General features: G+C 45.7%; 18 protein-coding genes. 12 read left to right on the top strand and 6 right to left on the bottom strand.

The window, feature by feature from the left end; all coding sequences use genetic code 11:
* Positions 1 to 174: 174 nt before the first annotated feature.
* Both speE and speD read right to left on the bottom strand, forming a co-directional pair.
* Positions 175 to 1,047 (bottom strand): polyamine aminopropyltransferase, encoded by an 873-nt coding sequence (speE, locus tag Ami103574_RS09475; protein WP_330586996.1) that lies wholly within the window; start codon positions 1,045 to 1,047, stop codon positions 175 to 177.
* Between the two features lie 48 nt (positions 1,048 to 1,095).
* Positions 1,096 to 1,878, bottom strand: a complete 783-nt coding sequence (speD, locus tag Ami103574_RS09470) for an adenosylmethionine decarboxylase (RefSeq protein WP_330586994.1) — start codon at positions 1,876 to 1,878, stop codon at positions 1,096 to 1,098.
* Positions 1,879 to 2,141: 263 nt separating this feature from the next.
* Between speD and Ami103574_RS09465 the strand changes: the two genes are divergently transcribed.
* The 3 genes from Ami103574_RS09465 to Ami103574_RS09455 are packed head-to-tail and all read left to right on the top strand — an operon-like array spanning position 2,142 to position 5,795.
* Positions 2,142 to 4,112: a carbon monoxide dehydrogenase gene (locus Ami103574_RS09465; protein ID WP_163066791.1), complete on the top strand. Its 1,971-nt coding sequence runs from the start codon at positions 2,142 to 2,144 to the stop codon at positions 4,110 to 4,112.
* A 13-nt stretch (positions 4,113 to 4,125) separates the two neighbouring features.
* Positions 4,126 to 4,578, top strand: a complete 453-nt coding sequence (locus Ami103574_RS09460) for a 4Fe-4S dicluster domain-containing protein (RefSeq protein ID WP_163066790.1) — start codon at positions 4,126 to 4,128, stop codon at positions 4,576 to 4,578.
* Complete coding sequence (locus Ami103574_RS09455; RefSeq protein ID WP_163066789.1) at positions 4,575 to 5,795, top strand: NAD(P)/FAD-dependent oxidoreductase; 1,221 nt, start codon at positions 4,575 to 4,577, stop codon at positions 5,793 to 5,795. The genes Ami103574_RS09460 and Ami103574_RS09455 overlap by 4 nt, the downstream gene beginning before the upstream one ends.
* Before the next feature lie 146 nt (positions 5,796 to 5,941).
* Here the strand turns inward: Ami103574_RS09455 and Ami103574_RS09450 are convergent, their stop codons facing one another.
* The 3 genes from Ami103574_RS09450 to trhA form a co-directional block, all read right to left on the bottom strand.
* Positions 5,942 to 6,361 carry a GNAT family N-acetyltransferase gene (locus Ami103574_RS09450; RefSeq protein WP_163066788.1) on the bottom strand — a complete coding sequence of 140 codons (420 nt, stop codon included), beginning with the start codon at positions 6,359 to 6,361 and terminating at the stop codon, positions 5,942 to 5,944.
* Positions 6,362 to 6,443: 82 nt separating this feature from the next.
* Positions 6,444 to 6,638 carry a helix-turn-helix transcriptional regulator gene (locus Ami103574_RS09445; RefSeq protein WP_163066787.1) on the bottom strand — a complete coding sequence of 65 codons (195 nt, stop codon included), beginning with the start codon at positions 6,636 to 6,638 and terminating at the stop codon, positions 6,444 to 6,446.
* A gap of 248 nt (positions 6,639 to 6,886) precedes the next feature.
* Entirely contained in the window at positions 6,887 to 7,546 is a 660-nt protein-coding gene (trhA, locus tag Ami103574_RS09440) for a PAQR family membrane homeostasis protein TrhA (RefSeq protein ID WP_163066786.1), read from the bottom strand.
* A 241-nt stretch (positions 7,547 to 7,787) separates the two neighbouring features.
* Between trhA and Ami103574_RS09435 the strand changes: the two genes are divergently transcribed.
* From Ami103574_RS09435 to Ami103574_RS09425, 3 genes are all read left to right on the top strand, one after another.
* Complete coding sequence (locus Ami103574_RS09435) at positions 7,788 to 8,252, top strand: PaaI family thioesterase (RefSeq protein WP_163066785.1); 465 nt, start codon at positions 7,788 to 7,790, stop codon at positions 8,250 to 8,252.
* Positions 8,253 to 8,337: 85 nt separating this feature from the next.
* The gene (locus Ami103574_RS09430) at positions 8,338 to 8,883 is read left to right on the top strand and encodes a TIGR01440 family protein (protein WP_163066784.1); all 546 of its coding nucleotides are present in this window, start codon (positions 8,338 to 8,340) and stop codon (positions 8,881 to 8,883) included.
* A gap of 59 nt (positions 8,884 to 8,942) precedes the next feature.
* Positions 8,943 to 9,359 carry a CGGC domain-containing protein gene (locus tag Ami103574_RS09425; RefSeq protein ID WP_163066783.1) on the top strand — a complete coding sequence of 139 codons (417 nt, stop codon included), beginning with the start codon at positions 8,943 to 8,945 and terminating at the stop codon, positions 9,357 to 9,359.
* A 90-nt stretch (positions 9,360 to 9,449) separates the two neighbouring features.
* Here the strand turns inward: Ami103574_RS09425 and Ami103574_RS09420 are convergent, their stop codons facing one another.
* Entirely contained in the window at positions 9,450 to 9,767 is a 318-nt protein-coding gene (locus Ami103574_RS09420) for a DUF1540 domain-containing protein (protein WP_163066782.1), read from the bottom strand.
* A 316-nt stretch (positions 9,768 to 10,083) separates the two neighbouring features.
* On the opposite strand from Ami103574_RS09420, the gene Ami103574_RS09415 reads away from it, so the two are divergent.
* The 6 genes from Ami103574_RS09415 (at position 10,084) to Ami103574_RS09390 (ending at position 16,734) form a co-directional block, all read left to right on the top strand.
* On the top strand, positions 10,084 to 12,666 hold the full coding sequence (locus Ami103574_RS09415; RefSeq protein WP_163066781.1) for an HD domain-containing phosphohydrolase: 2,583 nt from the start codon (positions 10,084 to 10,086) through the stop codon (positions 12,664 to 12,666).
* Positions 12,667 to 12,788: 122 nt separating this feature from the next.
* Complete coding sequence (locus Ami103574_RS09410; protein WP_163066780.1) at positions 12,789 to 13,199, top strand: hemerythrin domain-containing protein; 411 nt, start codon at positions 12,789 to 12,791, stop codon at positions 13,197 to 13,199.
* A 90-nt stretch (positions 13,200 to 13,289) separates the two neighbouring features.
* Positions 13,290 to 13,835: a nitroreductase family protein gene (locus Ami103574_RS09405; protein WP_163066779.1), complete on the top strand. Its 546-nt coding sequence runs from the start codon at positions 13,290 to 13,292 to the stop codon at positions 13,833 to 13,835.
* A 93-nt stretch (positions 13,836 to 13,928) separates the two neighbouring features.
* Positions 13,929 to 14,411: a GNAT family N-acetyltransferase gene (locus Ami103574_RS09400; RefSeq protein WP_163066778.1), complete on the top strand. Its 483-nt coding sequence runs from the start codon at positions 13,929 to 13,931 to the stop codon at positions 14,409 to 14,411.
* Between the two features lie 98 nt (positions 14,412 to 14,509).
* Positions 14,510 to 14,965: a thioredoxin-dependent thiol peroxidase gene (bcp, locus tag Ami103574_RS09395; protein ID WP_163066777.1), complete on the top strand. Its 456-nt coding sequence runs from the start codon at positions 14,510 to 14,512 to the stop codon at positions 14,963 to 14,965.
* An 89-nt stretch (positions 14,966 to 15,054) separates the two neighbouring features.
* Positions 15,055 to 16,734, top strand: coding sequence for a family 10 glycosylhydrolase (locus Ami103574_RS09390; RefSeq protein WP_163066776.1), 1,680 nt, complete (start codon positions 15,055 to 15,057; stop codon positions 16,732 to 16,734).
* Positions 16,735 to 16,789: the final 55 nt, after the last annotated feature.

The raw sequence follows: 16,789 nt of genomic DNA, 5'->3' as shown, positions 1-16,789 counted from the left end.
GGTCCTAGTTTTGTTTAGCGACAGGATGGTTACGAACTGTCCTATTCAATTTATGGTTATGGGGTTTGTTTATGTTTTCAGCTTGCCGTTCTCTGAATGCTTCTGAGTTTTTAAGCCAAGGCACCGATTTTAATGCGGAACCTTGGCTATCGTATCACAGGTAAACCGCCTTGTCTAGGCTTTGGCTAAAACTTCTTTGACATAGTTTGGCAGGGCAAAAGCTCCTGTGTGAATATCCGTATTATAATATTTAGTCGTCAGCCCGAACTTTTCCCATTCAGAAGCTTTTACATGAGCTACTGGATCGTATTTTTTAGAAGCAAAGCCAAAATACCAATAGCCGGTGGCGTAGGTAGGAATATTGAAGCCGTATACCTTAGCGATGGGGAAGACTTTTTTTATTTTGCTGTGAGCCTTCTGCATCTGTTCCGCGTCCAAGGCGTGAAAAGCACATTCGTGCTGATTGATGAGAATGCCATCTTCGGCCAGCGCTCGGTAGCAGTTTTCATAAAAGGACACCGTAAATAAGCCTTCACCAGGCCCTGCGGGGTCGGTGGAATCCACTAAAATCAAGTCATAAGCCCCGTCTGGCGCTTCTTTTACAAATTGAAGTCCGTCGCCGATGATGAGATTCAGTCGAGGTTCGTTAGACAGCACCGAAGCAGTAGACGGTAAATACTTCTTACAAGCTTCTACCACAGCTCCGTCGATTTCCACCATATCGATTTGCTGGATATGAGGGTAGCGAGCCACTTCTCTGGCTGTACCGCCATCGCCGCCGCCGATGATGAGCACCTTTTTGATAGCTGGATTTACTGCCAGAGCTGGGTGGCAAATCATATCGTGGTAAATGAATTCGTCCCGCTCTGTCACTTGAATGAAGCCATCCAGAGTCATGAAAACACCAAAGGTGTCATTGCGGTAGACAGCCAGCTGTTGAAAAGGGGTTTGTTCCGTATGCAGGATTTCCTCTACGTTCAGCCCGAATTTAACGGAGTGGAGCACGTGATGTTCGTGGAACCAGAGGTCTGCCATGTCATGTATCATAGTGAGGGTTCTCCTTTAATGCTAATATTGCGCTAATATCGCTAGTATCTAATATAATGTAGGCAAGTTTCTTCCGTAGAAAATTTCATCAATCTCGTTTTTCAACCGATTGGTAATTTTTCTCAACTCTTTTTCGTTTAAGTTCTCTTCTTTTAGGTTGAACAGGTAATCATCCAACTGAAAGTTCCGCACCTTGCATTTGGTGTGGAAGATGTTTTCCTGGTAAACATTTACGTCAATCATCTGGTAAATGTTTAAGAATTCCCGTTCGATGTAGTCTTGGATGGAGGTGATATCGTGATCGATAAAGAGCTTGTTTCCCTTTATGTCGCGAGTAAAACCTCTCACTTTATAATCTATAGTCATAATGTCTGAGTCAAAGCTGTCAATCAAATAATTTAAAGCCATCAGCGGAGAGATTTCACCGCAGGTGGATACGTCAATATCTGCCCGAAAGGTGCATACGCCGTTATCCGGATGGTATTCTGGATAGGTGTGAACTGTTATGTGGCTTTTGTCCAGATGACCCACCACAGAGGGGTTCAGCGTGTAGGGATGATGAGACGGCGGGGCACTTTCCTCGCAAATTAAAATAGTCACGCTGGCACCTTGGGGATCGTAATCCTGCACGGCGATATTTAAAATGTTGGCACCGATGATTTGGGTAACGTTTTCCAGAATATTGGTCAGCTTTGGCGCATTGTATTCCTCATCAATGTACTCAATGTAGGCTTTTCTATCACAAACGGTTTTTGTGTAGCTCACATCATATAAATTGAAGCTCAAGGTCTTCGTCAGATTATTGAATCCATGTAATTTGATTTTTTCCAAGTAATTTTCCACAACCCTTCTTTATTAAAAATACGTCAGTATATAAGATAACACAAAATTGAATAAATTCAATAGGTTTGTGAAGGAAAAAACGATTGCGCTGAGAGAAAATTGTGGAATATTGCAAATTAATGATAGAGAAAGCAGTAAGGGTGGTATATAGTAACCTTATATATTGTTTGTCTTTTAGTCTATAAAAAATTAAATGAAAGTAAGAAATGAAGGAAAATTAATCCCAGTTTGTGGGAATAAGGAGGAAGTTCATGAATAACTGTTTCGGGTGTAATACCTGTAAAAGTGCAGACAAGCCTTTGGAAGCGTTTATAGCCAGCTTGCCCTTGGAAACGTCTCACCACCGGGTGGAATCCCAGCGCACGAAATGCGGCTTTGGGCTGCAAGGTGTCTGTTGCAGGCTGTGTTCCAATGGACCCTGTCGGATTACGCCGGATGCACCTAGAGGAATTTGCGGGGCCAATGCGGATACCATCGTCACCAGAAATTTTTTACGGGCGGTAGCCGCTGGCTCCGGCTGCTATATCCACGTAGTGGAAAATACTGCTTTAAACTTAAAAAACACAGCCAGGGCCAAAGGTCCGATTAAAGGCGAAAAGGCCTTGGAACGACTCTGCCAGCTCTTTGACATTAGTGGGAGCAGTCTTTATGAAAAGGCGGAGAAGGCAGCTGACGCGGTGATTAGCGATTTGTACAAACCAGAATACGTCCAGATGGAGCTGGTAGAAAAACTTGCCTACAAGCCTCGTTTTGAAAAATGGAAGGAACTGGGCATTTTGCCGGGGGGCGCAAAATCTGAAGTATTTAGAGGGGTGGTGAAATGTTCTACCAATCTGAATTCTGACCCGGTGGACATGCTGGTAGACTGTCTGCGACTGGGTATTTCTACGGGTCTGTACGGACTTGTGCTCACCAATCTGCTCAATGATGTTCTCCTGGGGGAGCCGGAGCTGCGATTTGCACCGGTAGGCCTGCGGGTTATCAATCCGGATTACATCAACATTATGATTACCGGGCATCAGCATTCCATGTTTACAGATCTTCAAGAAAGGCTGATTCAACCAGAGGCCGTGGCCAAGGCCAAAGCGGTAGGGGCTAAAGGCTTTAAACTGGTAGGATGTACCTGTGTAGGACAAGATTTGCAGCTGAGAGGAAGCCATTACACGGAGATTTTTGACGGACACGCTGGAAATAACTACACCAGCGAAGCCATTTTGGCTACCGGTGCTATCGACGCCGTGTTGTCTGAATTCAACTGCACCCTGCCGGGCATTGAACCCATCTGTGAGGAACTGAAGATTAAACAAATCTGTCTGGACAGCGTAGCTAAAAAAGCCAATGCGGAATTGATGGAGTTCCCCTTTACAGAAAGGGCCCATCAGGGAGAACTGATTATCGACAAAATTGTCGAGGCCTATGCCGCGCGGCGTGGAGCGCTGAATTTGGATTTCTCCCAGGCTAATGCGGAATGGAAACCGTTGATTGATGCCCTTATGGGAGCGTATAAGTCTATTCACAAAGACGTACCCCTGAACTTGCTGCCGGATCACGGCAACGATAATACCCTCACCGGAGTCAGCGAAGTGTCTTTAAAAGCCTTTTTGGGCGGCAAGTGGAAGCCGCTGATTGATTTGATTGCCGCAGGGGAGATTAAAGGTCTTGCCGGAGTGGTAGGCTGCTCCAACTTGACTGCTGGCGGGCATGACGTGCTCAGCGTAGAGCTGACCAAGGAGCTGATCGCCAAAGACATCTTGGTGCTGACTGCGGGCTGCTCCTCCGGCGGCATCGAAAACTGCGGTCTTATGACACCGGAAGCTGCGCAGATGGCAGGGCCTAAGCTGAGAGCTGTCTGTGAAAAGCTGGGCATCCCGCCTGTGCTGAACTTTGGTCCCTGTCTAGCTATCGGACGATTGGAAATTGTGGCTTCGGAGATGGCGGAAGAGCTGGGCGTGGACTTGCCGCAGCTGCCGCTGGTGCTGTCTGCGGCCCAGTGGCTGGAAGAACAAGCCTTGGCCGACGGTGCTTACGGTCTGGCTCTAGGGCTGCCTCTTCATTTGGGATTGCCGCCGTTTATCACGGGCAGCAAGGTCGCTGTTAAAGTGCTGACAGAAGACATGAAGCAGCTTACTGGCGGACAGCTGATCATCAATTCAGATGCCAAGGAATCGGCGGAGCTATTGGAAAAGATTATCTTGGAGAAGCGCTCTGCGTTAAACATATAGGGGAGGCGGCTTCATGAAGAGAATAATGATTGATGACAGCAAATGCGACGGCTGTAAAAATTGCAGCGCTGCCTGTATGCAGGCCCATAGAGAGCCGGCAGGCAGCATCTATGATTTGGATATGAGTGACCCGAAAAATGAGACCAGAAACCATATTTTGGCTGACGGTAAGGGCGGATATCGGCCTATTTTCTGTCGGCACTGTACCTTGCCGGAATGTGCCATGTCTTGTATGAGCGGAGCGCTGAACAAAGAAAAGGATACCGGTTTAGTCCGCTATGACGAGAAGAAATGCGGTGCCTGCTTTATGTGCGTGATGAACTGTCCTTATGGCGTTTTAAAGCCAGACACCTTGACTCGTACCAAGGTCATCAAGTGCGATTTCTGCCTGGAGGCAGATTCTGAGCCTAGCTGTGTAAAAAATTGTCCCAAGAAGGCCATATGGGTCCAGGAGGTACAGGCATGAGACATGTGATAATAGGCGTAGGTGCTGCCGGCATGACGGCGGCCAGAAGGATTCGAGAGCTAGAGCCGGTAGCTGAAATTGTGATGGTTTCCAAGGATGAGCATGTCCACTCTCGATGTATGCTCCACCACTATTTAAGCGGACATCGGGATGAACGAACACTTAATTTTGTTTCAGAAGATTTCTTTGTAAGAAACAACATAACCTGGCTGCCATCGGTTGCGGTCCAAGCCCTGGTGCCGGAGCGGAAAAATCTGATTCTGACCAACCATCAAGTGATCTGCTATGATAAGCTGTTGATTGCTACCGGAGCAGACAGCTTTATGCCGCCGATAGGAGATTTTCCGACGGCAAGCAATGTATTCGGGCTGCGAAATCTCAGTGATGCTCAGGCTATAGGGGCCTATATCCGCCCCCAGGGCAAAGTGGTTATTGTGGGCTCCGGCTTGGTGGGCATGGATGCAGCTTACGCTCTCTTGGAGCGGCAGATGGATGTAACTGTGGTAGAAATGGCGGAGCGGATATTGCCCCTGCAACTGGATGAAGTGGCAGGCCAGGAATATCGCAAGCGGTTTGAACAAGCTGGCTGCAAGTTTCTGTTGGGGCGCAAGGCCTCGGAGACGGTGACAGACGGGCAGAACCGGGTCTGCCAGCTGGTGTTAGACGATGGAACGACTCTGAACTGCAATCTGGTTATCGTGGCGGCGGGGGTTCATCCGGCCCTGGGATGGGGATTGGGTTCCGGTTTGGAAGGAGAGCGGAGCATTTCCGTCAACGACTGCATGGAGACGAATCTGCCGGACGTATATGCCGCAGGAGATGTGACGGGCCTGTCTGGCATTTGGCCTAACGCCATGAAACAGGGGCGTATTGCCGCAGAAAATATGTGCGGTTTTCGTATGTGTTATGAGGATACTTACGCCCTGAAGAATACCATTAATTTTTTCGGTCTGGTGACGCTTTCTTTGGGAAAAGGGCAGGTTCAGGAAGGCGATCAAGTGGTGGTGAGTGAAGACCGGCACTGCTATAAAAGGGCCATCATTCGAGATCACAAGCTGGACAGCATTTTGCTGCAAGGCAATATAGATTATGCTGGCATTTATCAGTATCTGATTAAAAAGCAGATTCCGTTGGAACAAGGCCAGGATATTTTCAAGACTTCCTTTGCAGACTATTATAAGGTCCGCCTGGACGGTCAATATGAATATCAGCTTTAATAGAAAGTGAGAGCTTCTGTGCCGCAAGAAACAGCGGGAATGAAGCAGACTGAATATACGGTTTTAAGCAAAAAAGGAGTCTTTTTCAAGGGAGAAGACTCCTTTTTTTTCTATAACGATAGGCCGTCAATCTGTGATGAGAGCGCTTAATCGACAAGTTTGTTCTTGCTCTGATTTCGCAGCATGCCACACTTGTTTTCCGGCAAGTACTCAAATTGATGCTTGTGATACAGCCGATCAGCAGGATGATTTGCTATGAGGCAAATATAACTATCTTCATGGGTGTTTTCTTGAAGGTAGCAATCGATGGCTTTCATAATCTGTTCCGCATAACCTTGTCGCTGATAACGTTTGTCCACCATAATATCACTTACAACATAGGTTATACCGCCATCACCCACTATGCGGCCAAAACCAATCAAGGTATCGTCATCGTAGAGAGAAACCACAAACAAGGAATTCTCCAGGGCCCTCTGACTTCTGTGTAATTCTTTTTCGCCCATGCCAGAACGCAAGCGGAGATTTATATAATCTTGGGCGGTGGGCGTTTTGTAATCAAGTTTCATAAGTGTTTTTCTCCTTTGGGTAGTTATTCTTCGGCTTCAATTTCGTCTAACCGTTGTTGAATTTTTTTCTGTTTTTTCATCTTCATTCCTCCCAAAATAAATCATTTAATGTCTTGCCAAGGGCTCTGCAAATTCCAATGCAAAGTTTTAGGGTAGGGTTGTATTCTCCTGATTCGATTAGTCCAATCGTCTGCCGGGTAACGCCTATAGCCTTTGCCAAATCGTCTTGTTTCATATCGGCTTCCATTCGGGCAATCTTCATTCGCTTGTTTTTCATGGATATGTCTCCTTTAATAGTCTTACTATATAATATATAATGCAAAATGCCAAATATATATTGCATTAAATTCAATATACCTTAAATGTAGAAGGAGGTGCCATGTTGTAAATGAACATGTAAAAAGGAGGTCAGATTCCTTTCGATTTGTTTATTATCGAAGAATCCGCCTCCAAGTGTGTATCAAACTTTAAGTCTATTCATTTAAATTTATCCTGTGTTACAGTCCGCTTTGGCTGCTAAGTCCTCTAAATGGCGTAGAGATAGATGGCACTATACTGGAATACGGTCCCCAGAATAACAAAGATGTGAAAAATCTCGTGAAAGCCGAAAGCTTTGCTGAAATTAGGCTTTTTCGCAATGTAAAAACCTGCACCGATGGAATACATTACACCGCCCACAGCGATAAGCAGGATGGCCTCCAAGGGGATTTGCCGCAGGAAGTCCAGATCGAAGACAATGGCCCAGCCCATGAGCAGATAGAGGGACGTATACAGCCACCTGGGCGCGTGAAGCGAGCAAACCTTAATGAGAATGCCTACCAGGGCTACCAGCCAAATCGCTCCCATAAATACCGCTGCCCGTTTTAGGTCCATAAAACCGATAACGATAGGTGTATAGGTTCCAGCAATGAGTACGTAAATCATGGAATGATCCAGCTTGCGAATACGCACCAGAATAGGAGCAGGGACTTTGACAAAATGGTAAATCGAGCTGGTGCTGTAAAGGGCAATCATGGATAAGCCAAAGATTACAGCACTGACGATCGTCATCGGATGCGTTCCTTCTAGATACAGGCATTTTCCAATCAGAAGGAGGGTAGCTCCCACGGCCATGCAGGCACCGATAAAATGTGTGAAGCTGCTGAGCGGGTCTCGGGCATTCATAAATTGTTTGTATATAGGCATGTTCATTCTCCTTTTTTATAAATAATATTTTGTAATGTAATATTGAAAACTATATAATATAATTATTATAACAATGATACAAAAATATGCAACCATTATTTTGATATTTTAAGAAAAATTTCAGGGGGAAATTGAAGTGAAAGAGCAAATGTGATAAAATATAGAGGCAAAATGTTAAGAAAAGCAAGCCCTTGAATACGGAAATTGCACAAGTAATATAAAAAATTTATTAGGAGAAAATATGTCTATAGAAGAGATTTTTAAGCAAGATGATTTGGAAAAAATAATGAGGGCTTTTATAGCTGAAAGACGACGGGAACCAGAGCGGTTGAACGAAATGCTGAACATTCAGCTGATAACTTGCAATAAAGAGGAGCGGACAGCCATTTTTGAGTTTCCCATATACGACTGGGAACTGAATCCCAACAATGCACTTCACGGTGGAATAACTGCCTCCATGATGGATTATGCTTTAGGCTTGTTTGCTAATTGCATCTGTCGCCAGCTAGGAGGAGTGTTTTCCCCTACGGTGGACTTGAATGTCCGCTATCTGCTGCCCATCGCAGGAGCAGATAAGGTACAAATTAAGGCCCAGCTGCTTTCCTCGGGAGCTTCGCTTTTGACCTTGAACGGCGAAGCCAGCATCCAGAAGGGCGGCCCGCTGGTAGCTGCCGCCAGTGCTACTTATAAAGTGCTGCAAAGATAAAATTTTATAAGTCATTTGTGGTACATTAAGGATAGAGAAAACTGTTTCAAAATAAAGAGACCATTTGATATGGGAGGGATGAATCATGTTAGAACAAATTAAACAAGAAGCTGCTGCCGCTGCGGAGCAGCTGTGCGAAGCTGCAAAGCTAAAAGAAGGAGCCCTGGTGGTTATCGGCTGCTCCTCCAGTGAGGTAGAAGGCTGCAAGATTGGCAGCAGCTCCAATCCAGAGGTGGCCAATGCTATCTTTGAAGGGATTTATGGAGTGTTTCAGCCAAAAGGGATCTTTCTGGCTGCCCAGTGCTGCGAACATCTGAATCGAGCACTGATTATAGAGCGATCAGTGGCGTCAGACGATGATATCGTCAACGTAATTCCGCAACCCAAGGCAGGTGGTTCTTTTGCGACCGCAGCGTACAAGAACTTTAAGGAGCCAGTAGCGGTGGAAGCCATCAAAGCCGATGCGGGCCTGGATATAGGGGGCACTTTGATTGGTATGCATCTGAAAAAAGTAGCAGTACCACTGCGGATTGAGACCAAGCAGATTGGAAATGCTATCGTCTTGGCGGCCAGAACCAGACGGAAATTCGTAGGCGGTCAGCGGGCCATGTACGATGAAGAGTTGATGTAACACAAAAATCCTTTGCAAGATTGGCGTCAAATAAAGCTAAAATTTAGGAGGAAAGAGACATGGAAACCAAGTATGTCATCGTCATTCAATGTGATATCGTGAGAAGGCGGTGCAGTGGCTTTGCCTGCACCAACACTTTTTATAATCGAGAAGACAGCTTTAAAGATAAGGACTATGATGAAAATGTGCGTTATATTCCAATGACCTGTGGCGGTTGCTGCGGTGCCGGACTGGCTTCCCTGCTGGAGCATTTTTCAAAGAGGTCCGCGAAGCAAAATGGCCTCAAGAAGGAGGAGGTGGTCGTACACCTATCCTCCTGTATGGTGACGGAGAATTATCACCACGACCGATGTCCTCATATAGATTACATTAAGGCTCTAGTAAAAAAGAAAGGCTATAGTCGAATTGTGGAAGGTACATATATCAGTCAGAGTGCAGAAAAGAAACGGGCGGCAGGAATCTATAAAACCTATTAAGGGATGTTTAAAAAGTTAAACTACAATAAAAAGCTAATGCTTGAGGAGCATTAGCTTTTTATTGTAGTTTTAAATGGTGTGCCGGGCGGACTATTTACTGTGGCCTGACTGAAAGGAGGAACATTCCGTACCGGAAAAACCGTAGCTGATGGATACCGCTTCTGCTGAACATTTTCGGTCCTGGTTGTACATACATCGGTGAGCATCGCAATCTACACTGAGGGTTTGGTTTGGAGAACTGTAAGAAATCCCGCTAATCATTTGATTTTGGGTCTTTTCCGCAAAGGATTGACAGGCTGTGTCCGAACAGACATGGGCTGTCGCACCATTTACGTGAATGGAAGGCCGGCAGCAACAGCCTTTGCTGTTGTAAGAACAGGGAACCACTTTACACTGTAATGCAGGCATAATCATTACCACCTTTCGTTTTTTAAGTGCTCTTTTATGTTAGTATATTCAGGGCTCGGCCAACTTATACAGAAAAGCAGGCACCTTTGTTCAGAAAATAGTTTACAATGTGTCAAATTTTAGAAATTATTTTATAAAAGCTGTAGTAAATTAGCGAAGAATAAATTATAATGAACACAAAGAAGAAGTTTTCAGAAAATTATAACAATGAATGTTTTCTGAAAAAAATCTACATTGTTATAAAGAAGCAAGGGCCAATTTAGGAAATATGTAAACAAAATAAATTTACAAAAGGGTGCTCCTCGGAGGTAGATTTATGAGATGGATAAAAAAGAGTATTGTCAGAGTAATAGGCATGACTATTTTGTTCTTTACTTTTTTGTTGTTTTTCACCTACTACATTTTTCTTGATGTTTATTTGAAAGATTATTTTGAACAGCAAGCACAGGAACAGCTGCTCCAGGATTCTGAAAATATTTCTGCAAATATTGAAATTTTTTTGCAAAAATATATTATCATTGTAGACCAGGCGAAAGATAATCCGGACTTTATTAAGTTAGCCAAAGAAGTAAAGGACCGAGACGACAAGCGGAAAAATCCGCTGTATCTTAAGGTCACGGAGGAATTGGCAAACATTTCGGCGCTGGACAAAAATATTGCACTATCGTACTTATCCCTGGCCCAAGCCAATGATTTAATTACGGACATATATGATTATGATATAAATCAGAATTATAATCTGTCTAGCAGACAGTGGTACCTTGAGACTATAAAAAAGGGTAGGACGACAGTTACTACACCTTACCAGGATATGGTGACGGGCAAGATGGCTGTAACCGTAGCCGCACCTTTGGTGAGCGACGGAATGCTTCTAGGGGCTTTTAGCCTAGATATCATGATGGAAGATATTTATGCGATGATGGAAAGTTATCAGACCCAGGAGACTGGTTATGCCGTGCTGGTTTATAATTCGGGACAGATTCTCTACCATCCGGATATGGATACCAGCCATTCAGACGAAAAAAGATTTCTGGCTCATTGGCTGGGAAGTGATTTGACGAAAACTATTCTTTCAGGGGAACGTGGTATCGCTAGTTTTTATTATAAGGGCGAAGCGTGTTTCATTGCCTATATGCCTATGGAAGAGTTAAATATGACGGTACTGACCATTATCCCCACCAAGGTAGTCTTTGCGCCTCTAAACGGGTTTTTGACTACTAATTTCTGTATCCTGGCAGGGCTAATGTTGGCGTTACTATTTAGCATTGTATTTTTGAAACGGTATATCTCTACGCCTGTGGTGCAGATTTGCCGGGAACTTGAAAGGTTCAGCGCAAGCAGCCAGGGCATGTGTCTGCCAAAAAAATATCTGGCTCGATCAGATGAGATTGGCATTCTCGCCAATGGTTTAACCTTTATGCTGGACCGGTTGACAGACTACCTCTGCGAGATTGAATCCAAAAATCAGGAATTATCTAATGCTAAAGAGGAAATCAGCGTGGAACGTTCTCTCTTTAAAACTACCATTCATTCCTTGGGAGATGGGGTTATTTCTACTGATGAGTATGGTCGAATTAACATCATGAATCAAGCGGCGGAAGAACTGACCGGATGGACCATGGAAGAGGCAAAAGGGCTGGAGTTTAAAAAGGTTTTCCACATTGTTAGGGAAAATACCGGCATGAAATGTGCTTGTCCGGTCAGTGAGGTCCTGGAGCAGGGCAAACCTGTGGGGTTGGACGAGGATGCTGTTCTGATACAAAAGTCAGGAGCCCGCATTGCCGTAGAAGACAGTGCCGCGCCTATCAAGGATGAATATGGGTGCGTAATCGGTGCAGTCATCGTCTTTCGAGATTTTACAGAGAAAAAGCTGAAGCAGGAACAAATTCTTTATTTGAATTATCATGACCACCTGACGGGTCTTCATAACCGACGCTTTTTTGAAGAAGAGTTAAGGCGGTTAGATACTGACTGCAATTTGCCGCTTTCTATGGCTATGGCTGATGTTAACGGGCTGAAGCTGACCAATGATGCTTTTGGACACGCCATGGGCGATGAGCTGCTGAGACGGGTCGCTAAAATATTAAAAGCACAATGCGGTAAAGAAGGGGTAGTCGCCAGAGTAGGCGGCGATGAGTTCACTTTGTTGCTGCCGAGAACGACTTTAGAAGAGACAGAAGCTTGTATGAAGAGGATTCATCAGGCGATTGCCATGGAGACGTTCAACGATATTATCATTTCTGTTTCAATTGGGGCCGATACCAAGCAAAGTCCGGAAGATTCTATTGACCAAGTAATCATGCGGGCGGAAAAACAAATGTATGCAAAAAAGATTACGGAGAGCCAGAGTATGCGAAACCGGACGATTCAGGCGATTCTTCATGCGCTCAATGAAAAGAATGAGCGGGAGCGGATTCACTCAGAGAAGGTCAGCAAGCTCAGCCGGGAGATCGGCGAAAAGATGGGCTTAGGGGTGGAAGTCCTCCGAGAGTTGGAGACTGCCGGTCTCATGCACGACATCGGCAAAATCATTATATCTGATGACATCTTGAACAAGCCAGGAAAGTTGACCCCTGACGAATATCAGGAAATCAAGAAACATCCAGCGTGCGGATACCAGATTCTCCGCTCGGTGGATGCTTATTCCTCCTTGGCGGAACATGTCCTCTACCATCACGAACGCTGGGACGGAACTGGCTATCCCCATGGCCTCAGCGGAACGGATATCCCTCTTTTGTCTAGGATTATAACTGTCGCAGATGCCTTTGAAGCAATGACCGCTAAGAGGCCTTACAAGGAGCCGATTTCCGCGGAGGCGGCGAAGGAGGAGTTAGTACGGCAGGCGGGAAGGCAGTTTGACCCGGAAGTTGTGCAAATATTTGTGGAAACAGTGTTGTAAATACAACGACAAAACCCATTTGGCTTTGGTAAAATAAGGTCATAAGAAATGTGAAAAAACAGGGAAAAGGCCATCCGGAAGCTATTTCATAGCGGAGAGGGCGAATACAGGAGGTAAGAATAATGAGTGATATGTCAAACTTAAAGAGACAACATGTAGAGATGCTGGAGGTTCTTGGACAGATTAGGGGGCTTAAAGAAAAAAATTTGGAAGATACCGCTCAAGACTTGAGCTTTAATATCAACAGCTTGGCAGGAAAGCTGAAAATGCATCTCCTTTCGGAAGATCAATTTCTCTATCCGAAGTTGATGAAAAGCGAAGATACAGCGGTGAAAGGGACCTCACAAAAGTTTTTTCAGGAGATGGGCGGACTGGCGGAAGTTTTCCAGGATTTCGTGCAGAAGTATAACATTCCTTTTAAAATTCTCCAGAATAAAGAGCAGTTTTTAAAAGAAAGCGAACAGGTGTTTAAGGCGGTAGAAGATCGAATCCAGCGGGAAGACAAAAACTTATATCCGCTGGCAGAGAAGTGATTTTAGAAAAGGGCTTAACAAACCGATGGAAAAAAGGTACACTATATAGGATATCAATCCAGTGAATTGAGAGTCAGGAGGTAGAAGATAATGGAGACAATATCCTGTATAAAAGGCAGGCGGAGCATCAGAAGATTTGAGGATCGAAAGATTCCTCGTGAACGGCTGGAGGAGATTGTAGAAGCCGCGTCCTATGCACCGTCCTGGAAGAATACCCAGATTACCCGTTATGTAATAGTGGAAGATCCAGCAGTAAAGAAAACGTTGGCAGAGGAATGCGCTCTGGGTTTTGAATTCAATACCAAGACTATGCTTCATGCGCCTGCCTTGGTGCTGGTAACGATGGTGGAGGGCCGCAGCGGATTTGAGCGGGACGGTTCTTTTTCTACTCCCAAAGGAGATCGATGGCAGATGTTTGATGCGGGAGTAGCCGCCCAGACTTTCTGCTTGGCAGCCTATGATAAAGGGCTGGGATCTGTCATTTTGGGCATCTTTGATGACGAGAAGGTAGGCGCTGCTGCATCCATACCGGAGGGGCAGCGGGTAGCGGCTATTTTGGCCGTAGGCTATCCACAGACGACACCACCAGAGGCTCCGGCCCGTAAGTCAGTGGCAGAACTTCTGTCTTATCGGTAAGATCTTTTATAGATAAATTATTTTTCCCGGGAGACTTCAGAAGCTTTGTTAAATGAGCCCAGAACCCCGGATTGCACAGGAGGCATGAAGCATATGTTGATTAGAAAAGTGGAAGAAAAAGATTTGGAAGATTTAGTGTGGGTGGAGAACCGCTGCTTCCCTGAGTCCGAAGCGGCTACTCGGGAATCCTTTGCCTATCGGATTGAGGCTTTTCCCGACAGTTTTTATGTAGCTTTGGATGGGGATAGCTTGGTAGGACTGATTAATGGCTGTGTTTCCAATCAGGACACGATTAGTGATGAGCTCTTTGAGCCGGAAGGCGGCCACAATCCAGCAGGCCTGAATCAAATGATTTTTGGCTTAGCTGTGGACCCCAGTTATCAAAAGCAAGGGGTGGCGGCTCAGCTGATGGAGCGGCTGATGGCAGAAGCCCGAGCCGCAGGACGGAAAAAGATGATTTTGACCTGTAAGGAAGGTTTGATCCATTATTATGAAAAGTTTGGCTATGTTAATCATGGTGTATCTCAGTCCACTCATGGCGGAGCTGTGTGGTATGACATGATGGCAGAGCTGTAGAAAAAAGTACATAGAAAGACACAAGCATTAACGAAAAAGCGTTAGCTGCGTGTGTCTTTTTCACATGGAAAAAATATTGGAAAAGGAGATGGAGAGTTATGTTAGAAGCAGGAACAAAAGCACCAGACTTTACGCTTATGAATCAGGATGGTCAAGGGGTATCCTTGGGAGATTTTAAAGGAAAGCGGGTGATCCTTTACTTTTATTCCAAGGACAACACCCCAGGATGCAGCAAGCAGGCCTGCGGCTTTGCCGAGTTATATCCTCATTTTCGGGAACAGGGAGCAGAGGTTATTGGCATCAGTAAGGACTCTGTGGGTTCTCATCAGAAGTTTGCTGAAAAATACCAGCTGCCTTTTATCTTGCTGGCAGACCCTGAGCTAGAGGCTATTCAAGCTTATGATGTTTGGCAGGAGAAAAATAATTACGGAAAGAAGTCTATGGGGGTGGTGAGGACGACTTATCTCATTGATGAAGAGGGCATCATCCAAAAAGTTTTCAAGCGGGTACGGGCGGCAGAGAACCCAGAAAAAATGTTGGCTGCTTTGCTGTAATGGAATTGTAAAGTGGCAGGCTTTGGATAATATGGTATACTAGAGAGAACATCGCTGTAAGACACAATTTACTGAAACATGGGGGTAGAATGATGAATGAAAACGAAGTGTACAGAGGCCGGCAGGAAAGGAGAAGGTGGACCTTAATCCTCTTTCTTCTGGTTCTGACCGGCATGGCGGTCCTGTGGGGGCTAGGGGCCCATCCGGTATATGCGGATACAGGCACGCAAATCAACCTGTCCCTGGATGATAACCTGCTGAATTTAGACAAGAGCATGGGGGAACCCTTTATCGACGGAAACAGCAGAACTTTAGTGCCCTTTAGAGGGGTTATGGAAGCTTTTGGCGGTACGGTGACCTGGGATAATGACCAGCGCATTGCCAGCGTGGTGAAAAACGGAACCACGGTTCAGGTACCGATTGATGCCAATTACATATTGGTTAACGGCACGCTGAAGACCAACGACACGGCAGCGGTCATCAAGGGTGAGCGAACTTACCTGCCCATTCGAGCTGTGCTGGAGGCCTTCGGGGCTGGCGTAGCGTGGGACAACCAGAATCGGATCGTGGTTATTCACACGGATGGTACGGTGGCTGAGTTCCCCGATGCAGAAAAGCCTAGCGGCACCAATACCACCGCACCGGCAGGAGAGATGAATGCCATGTGGATTTCCTATTTGGAATACATGAATATGCCGAAGACCGAGGTGGGATTTAAGGCTGGTGTGGACGCCATGTTTGACCGCTGCAAGGCGCTGGGCATGAACGCTGTTATCGTCCATGTCCGCTCTCATGGAGACGCCATGTATCCTTCCCAGTATTATCCTTGGTCCATCTTTGCCAGTGGAACTCAAGGAACAAATCCTGGCTATGATCCTATGGCGTACATGATTTCAGCGGCTCATAGCAGAGGGTTAGAGTTTCATGCTTGGATTAACCCTTATCGGGTAACAGGCTATGGCACCTACTGGAGTCAGGTGGGCGCAAGCAACCCGGTGAAGCTTTGGCAGTCAGACGGAAATCCGTCAAATGACCGGTGGGCGTTGCTCCACAAAGGGGAATATTATTTGAATCCAGCGATTCCGGAAGTCCGTCAGATGGTTATAGATGGAGTTCGGGAGATTGTTCAGAATTATGATGTGGATGGGATTCACTTTGATGACTATTTTTATCCTTCTGTCAATGACAGCGATCAGGCTGCGTGTTTTGATAAGCCCGAGTACGATCAGTCTGGCAGCAGCATGAGTATTGCCAACTGGCGCAGGAATAATGTGGACCTGCTGGTGAAGGGGGTATATGAGGCCGTCAAAGGTGTAGATTCACAGGTTGTGTTCGGCATCAGCCCGGCAGGAAACCTGTCGAACCTTCGCAGCAACGCCTCTTACTTCGTGGATATCGACAAGTGGCTGTCTCAGCCAGGTTATGTGGATTACATCATGCCACAACTGTATTGGGGCTTTGAGACCAAAGACTCATCAGGTAATACGGCTGCTTACGCCTATGTAAACAATTTGAATTCTTGGATTAATCTAGCGGATAAGGGACCGGTTAAGCTGTATGTAGGATTAAATATGGCTAATGCAGGAAGTAATGTACCCGACAAGAATGCTACTTCGGAATGGCTCCGCTATAATGATATCATAGCCCGGCAGGTGACTACAGGGCGAGCTACGGGAAAAGTAGCTGGTTACGCCTACTTTAGATACGAGTATTTCAATAAAGACATTGCACAGAAAGAAGTGAACAATCTAGTAAAGGTGCTGAACTAAGCAGCCTTGAAGAGGAAGGTGAGGGCTGAAGCTCCCGTTTGGGAGGATTCAGCCC

This window comes from Aminipila butyrica, from assembly GCF_010669305.1.
GTDB classification, from domain to species: Bacteria; Bacillota; Clostridia; order Peptostreptococcales; family Anaerovoracaceae; genus Aminipila; species Aminipila butyrica.
Note: the sequence above shows the minus strand (reverse complement) of the source record. Positions and strands in the feature narration are given on the sequence as shown.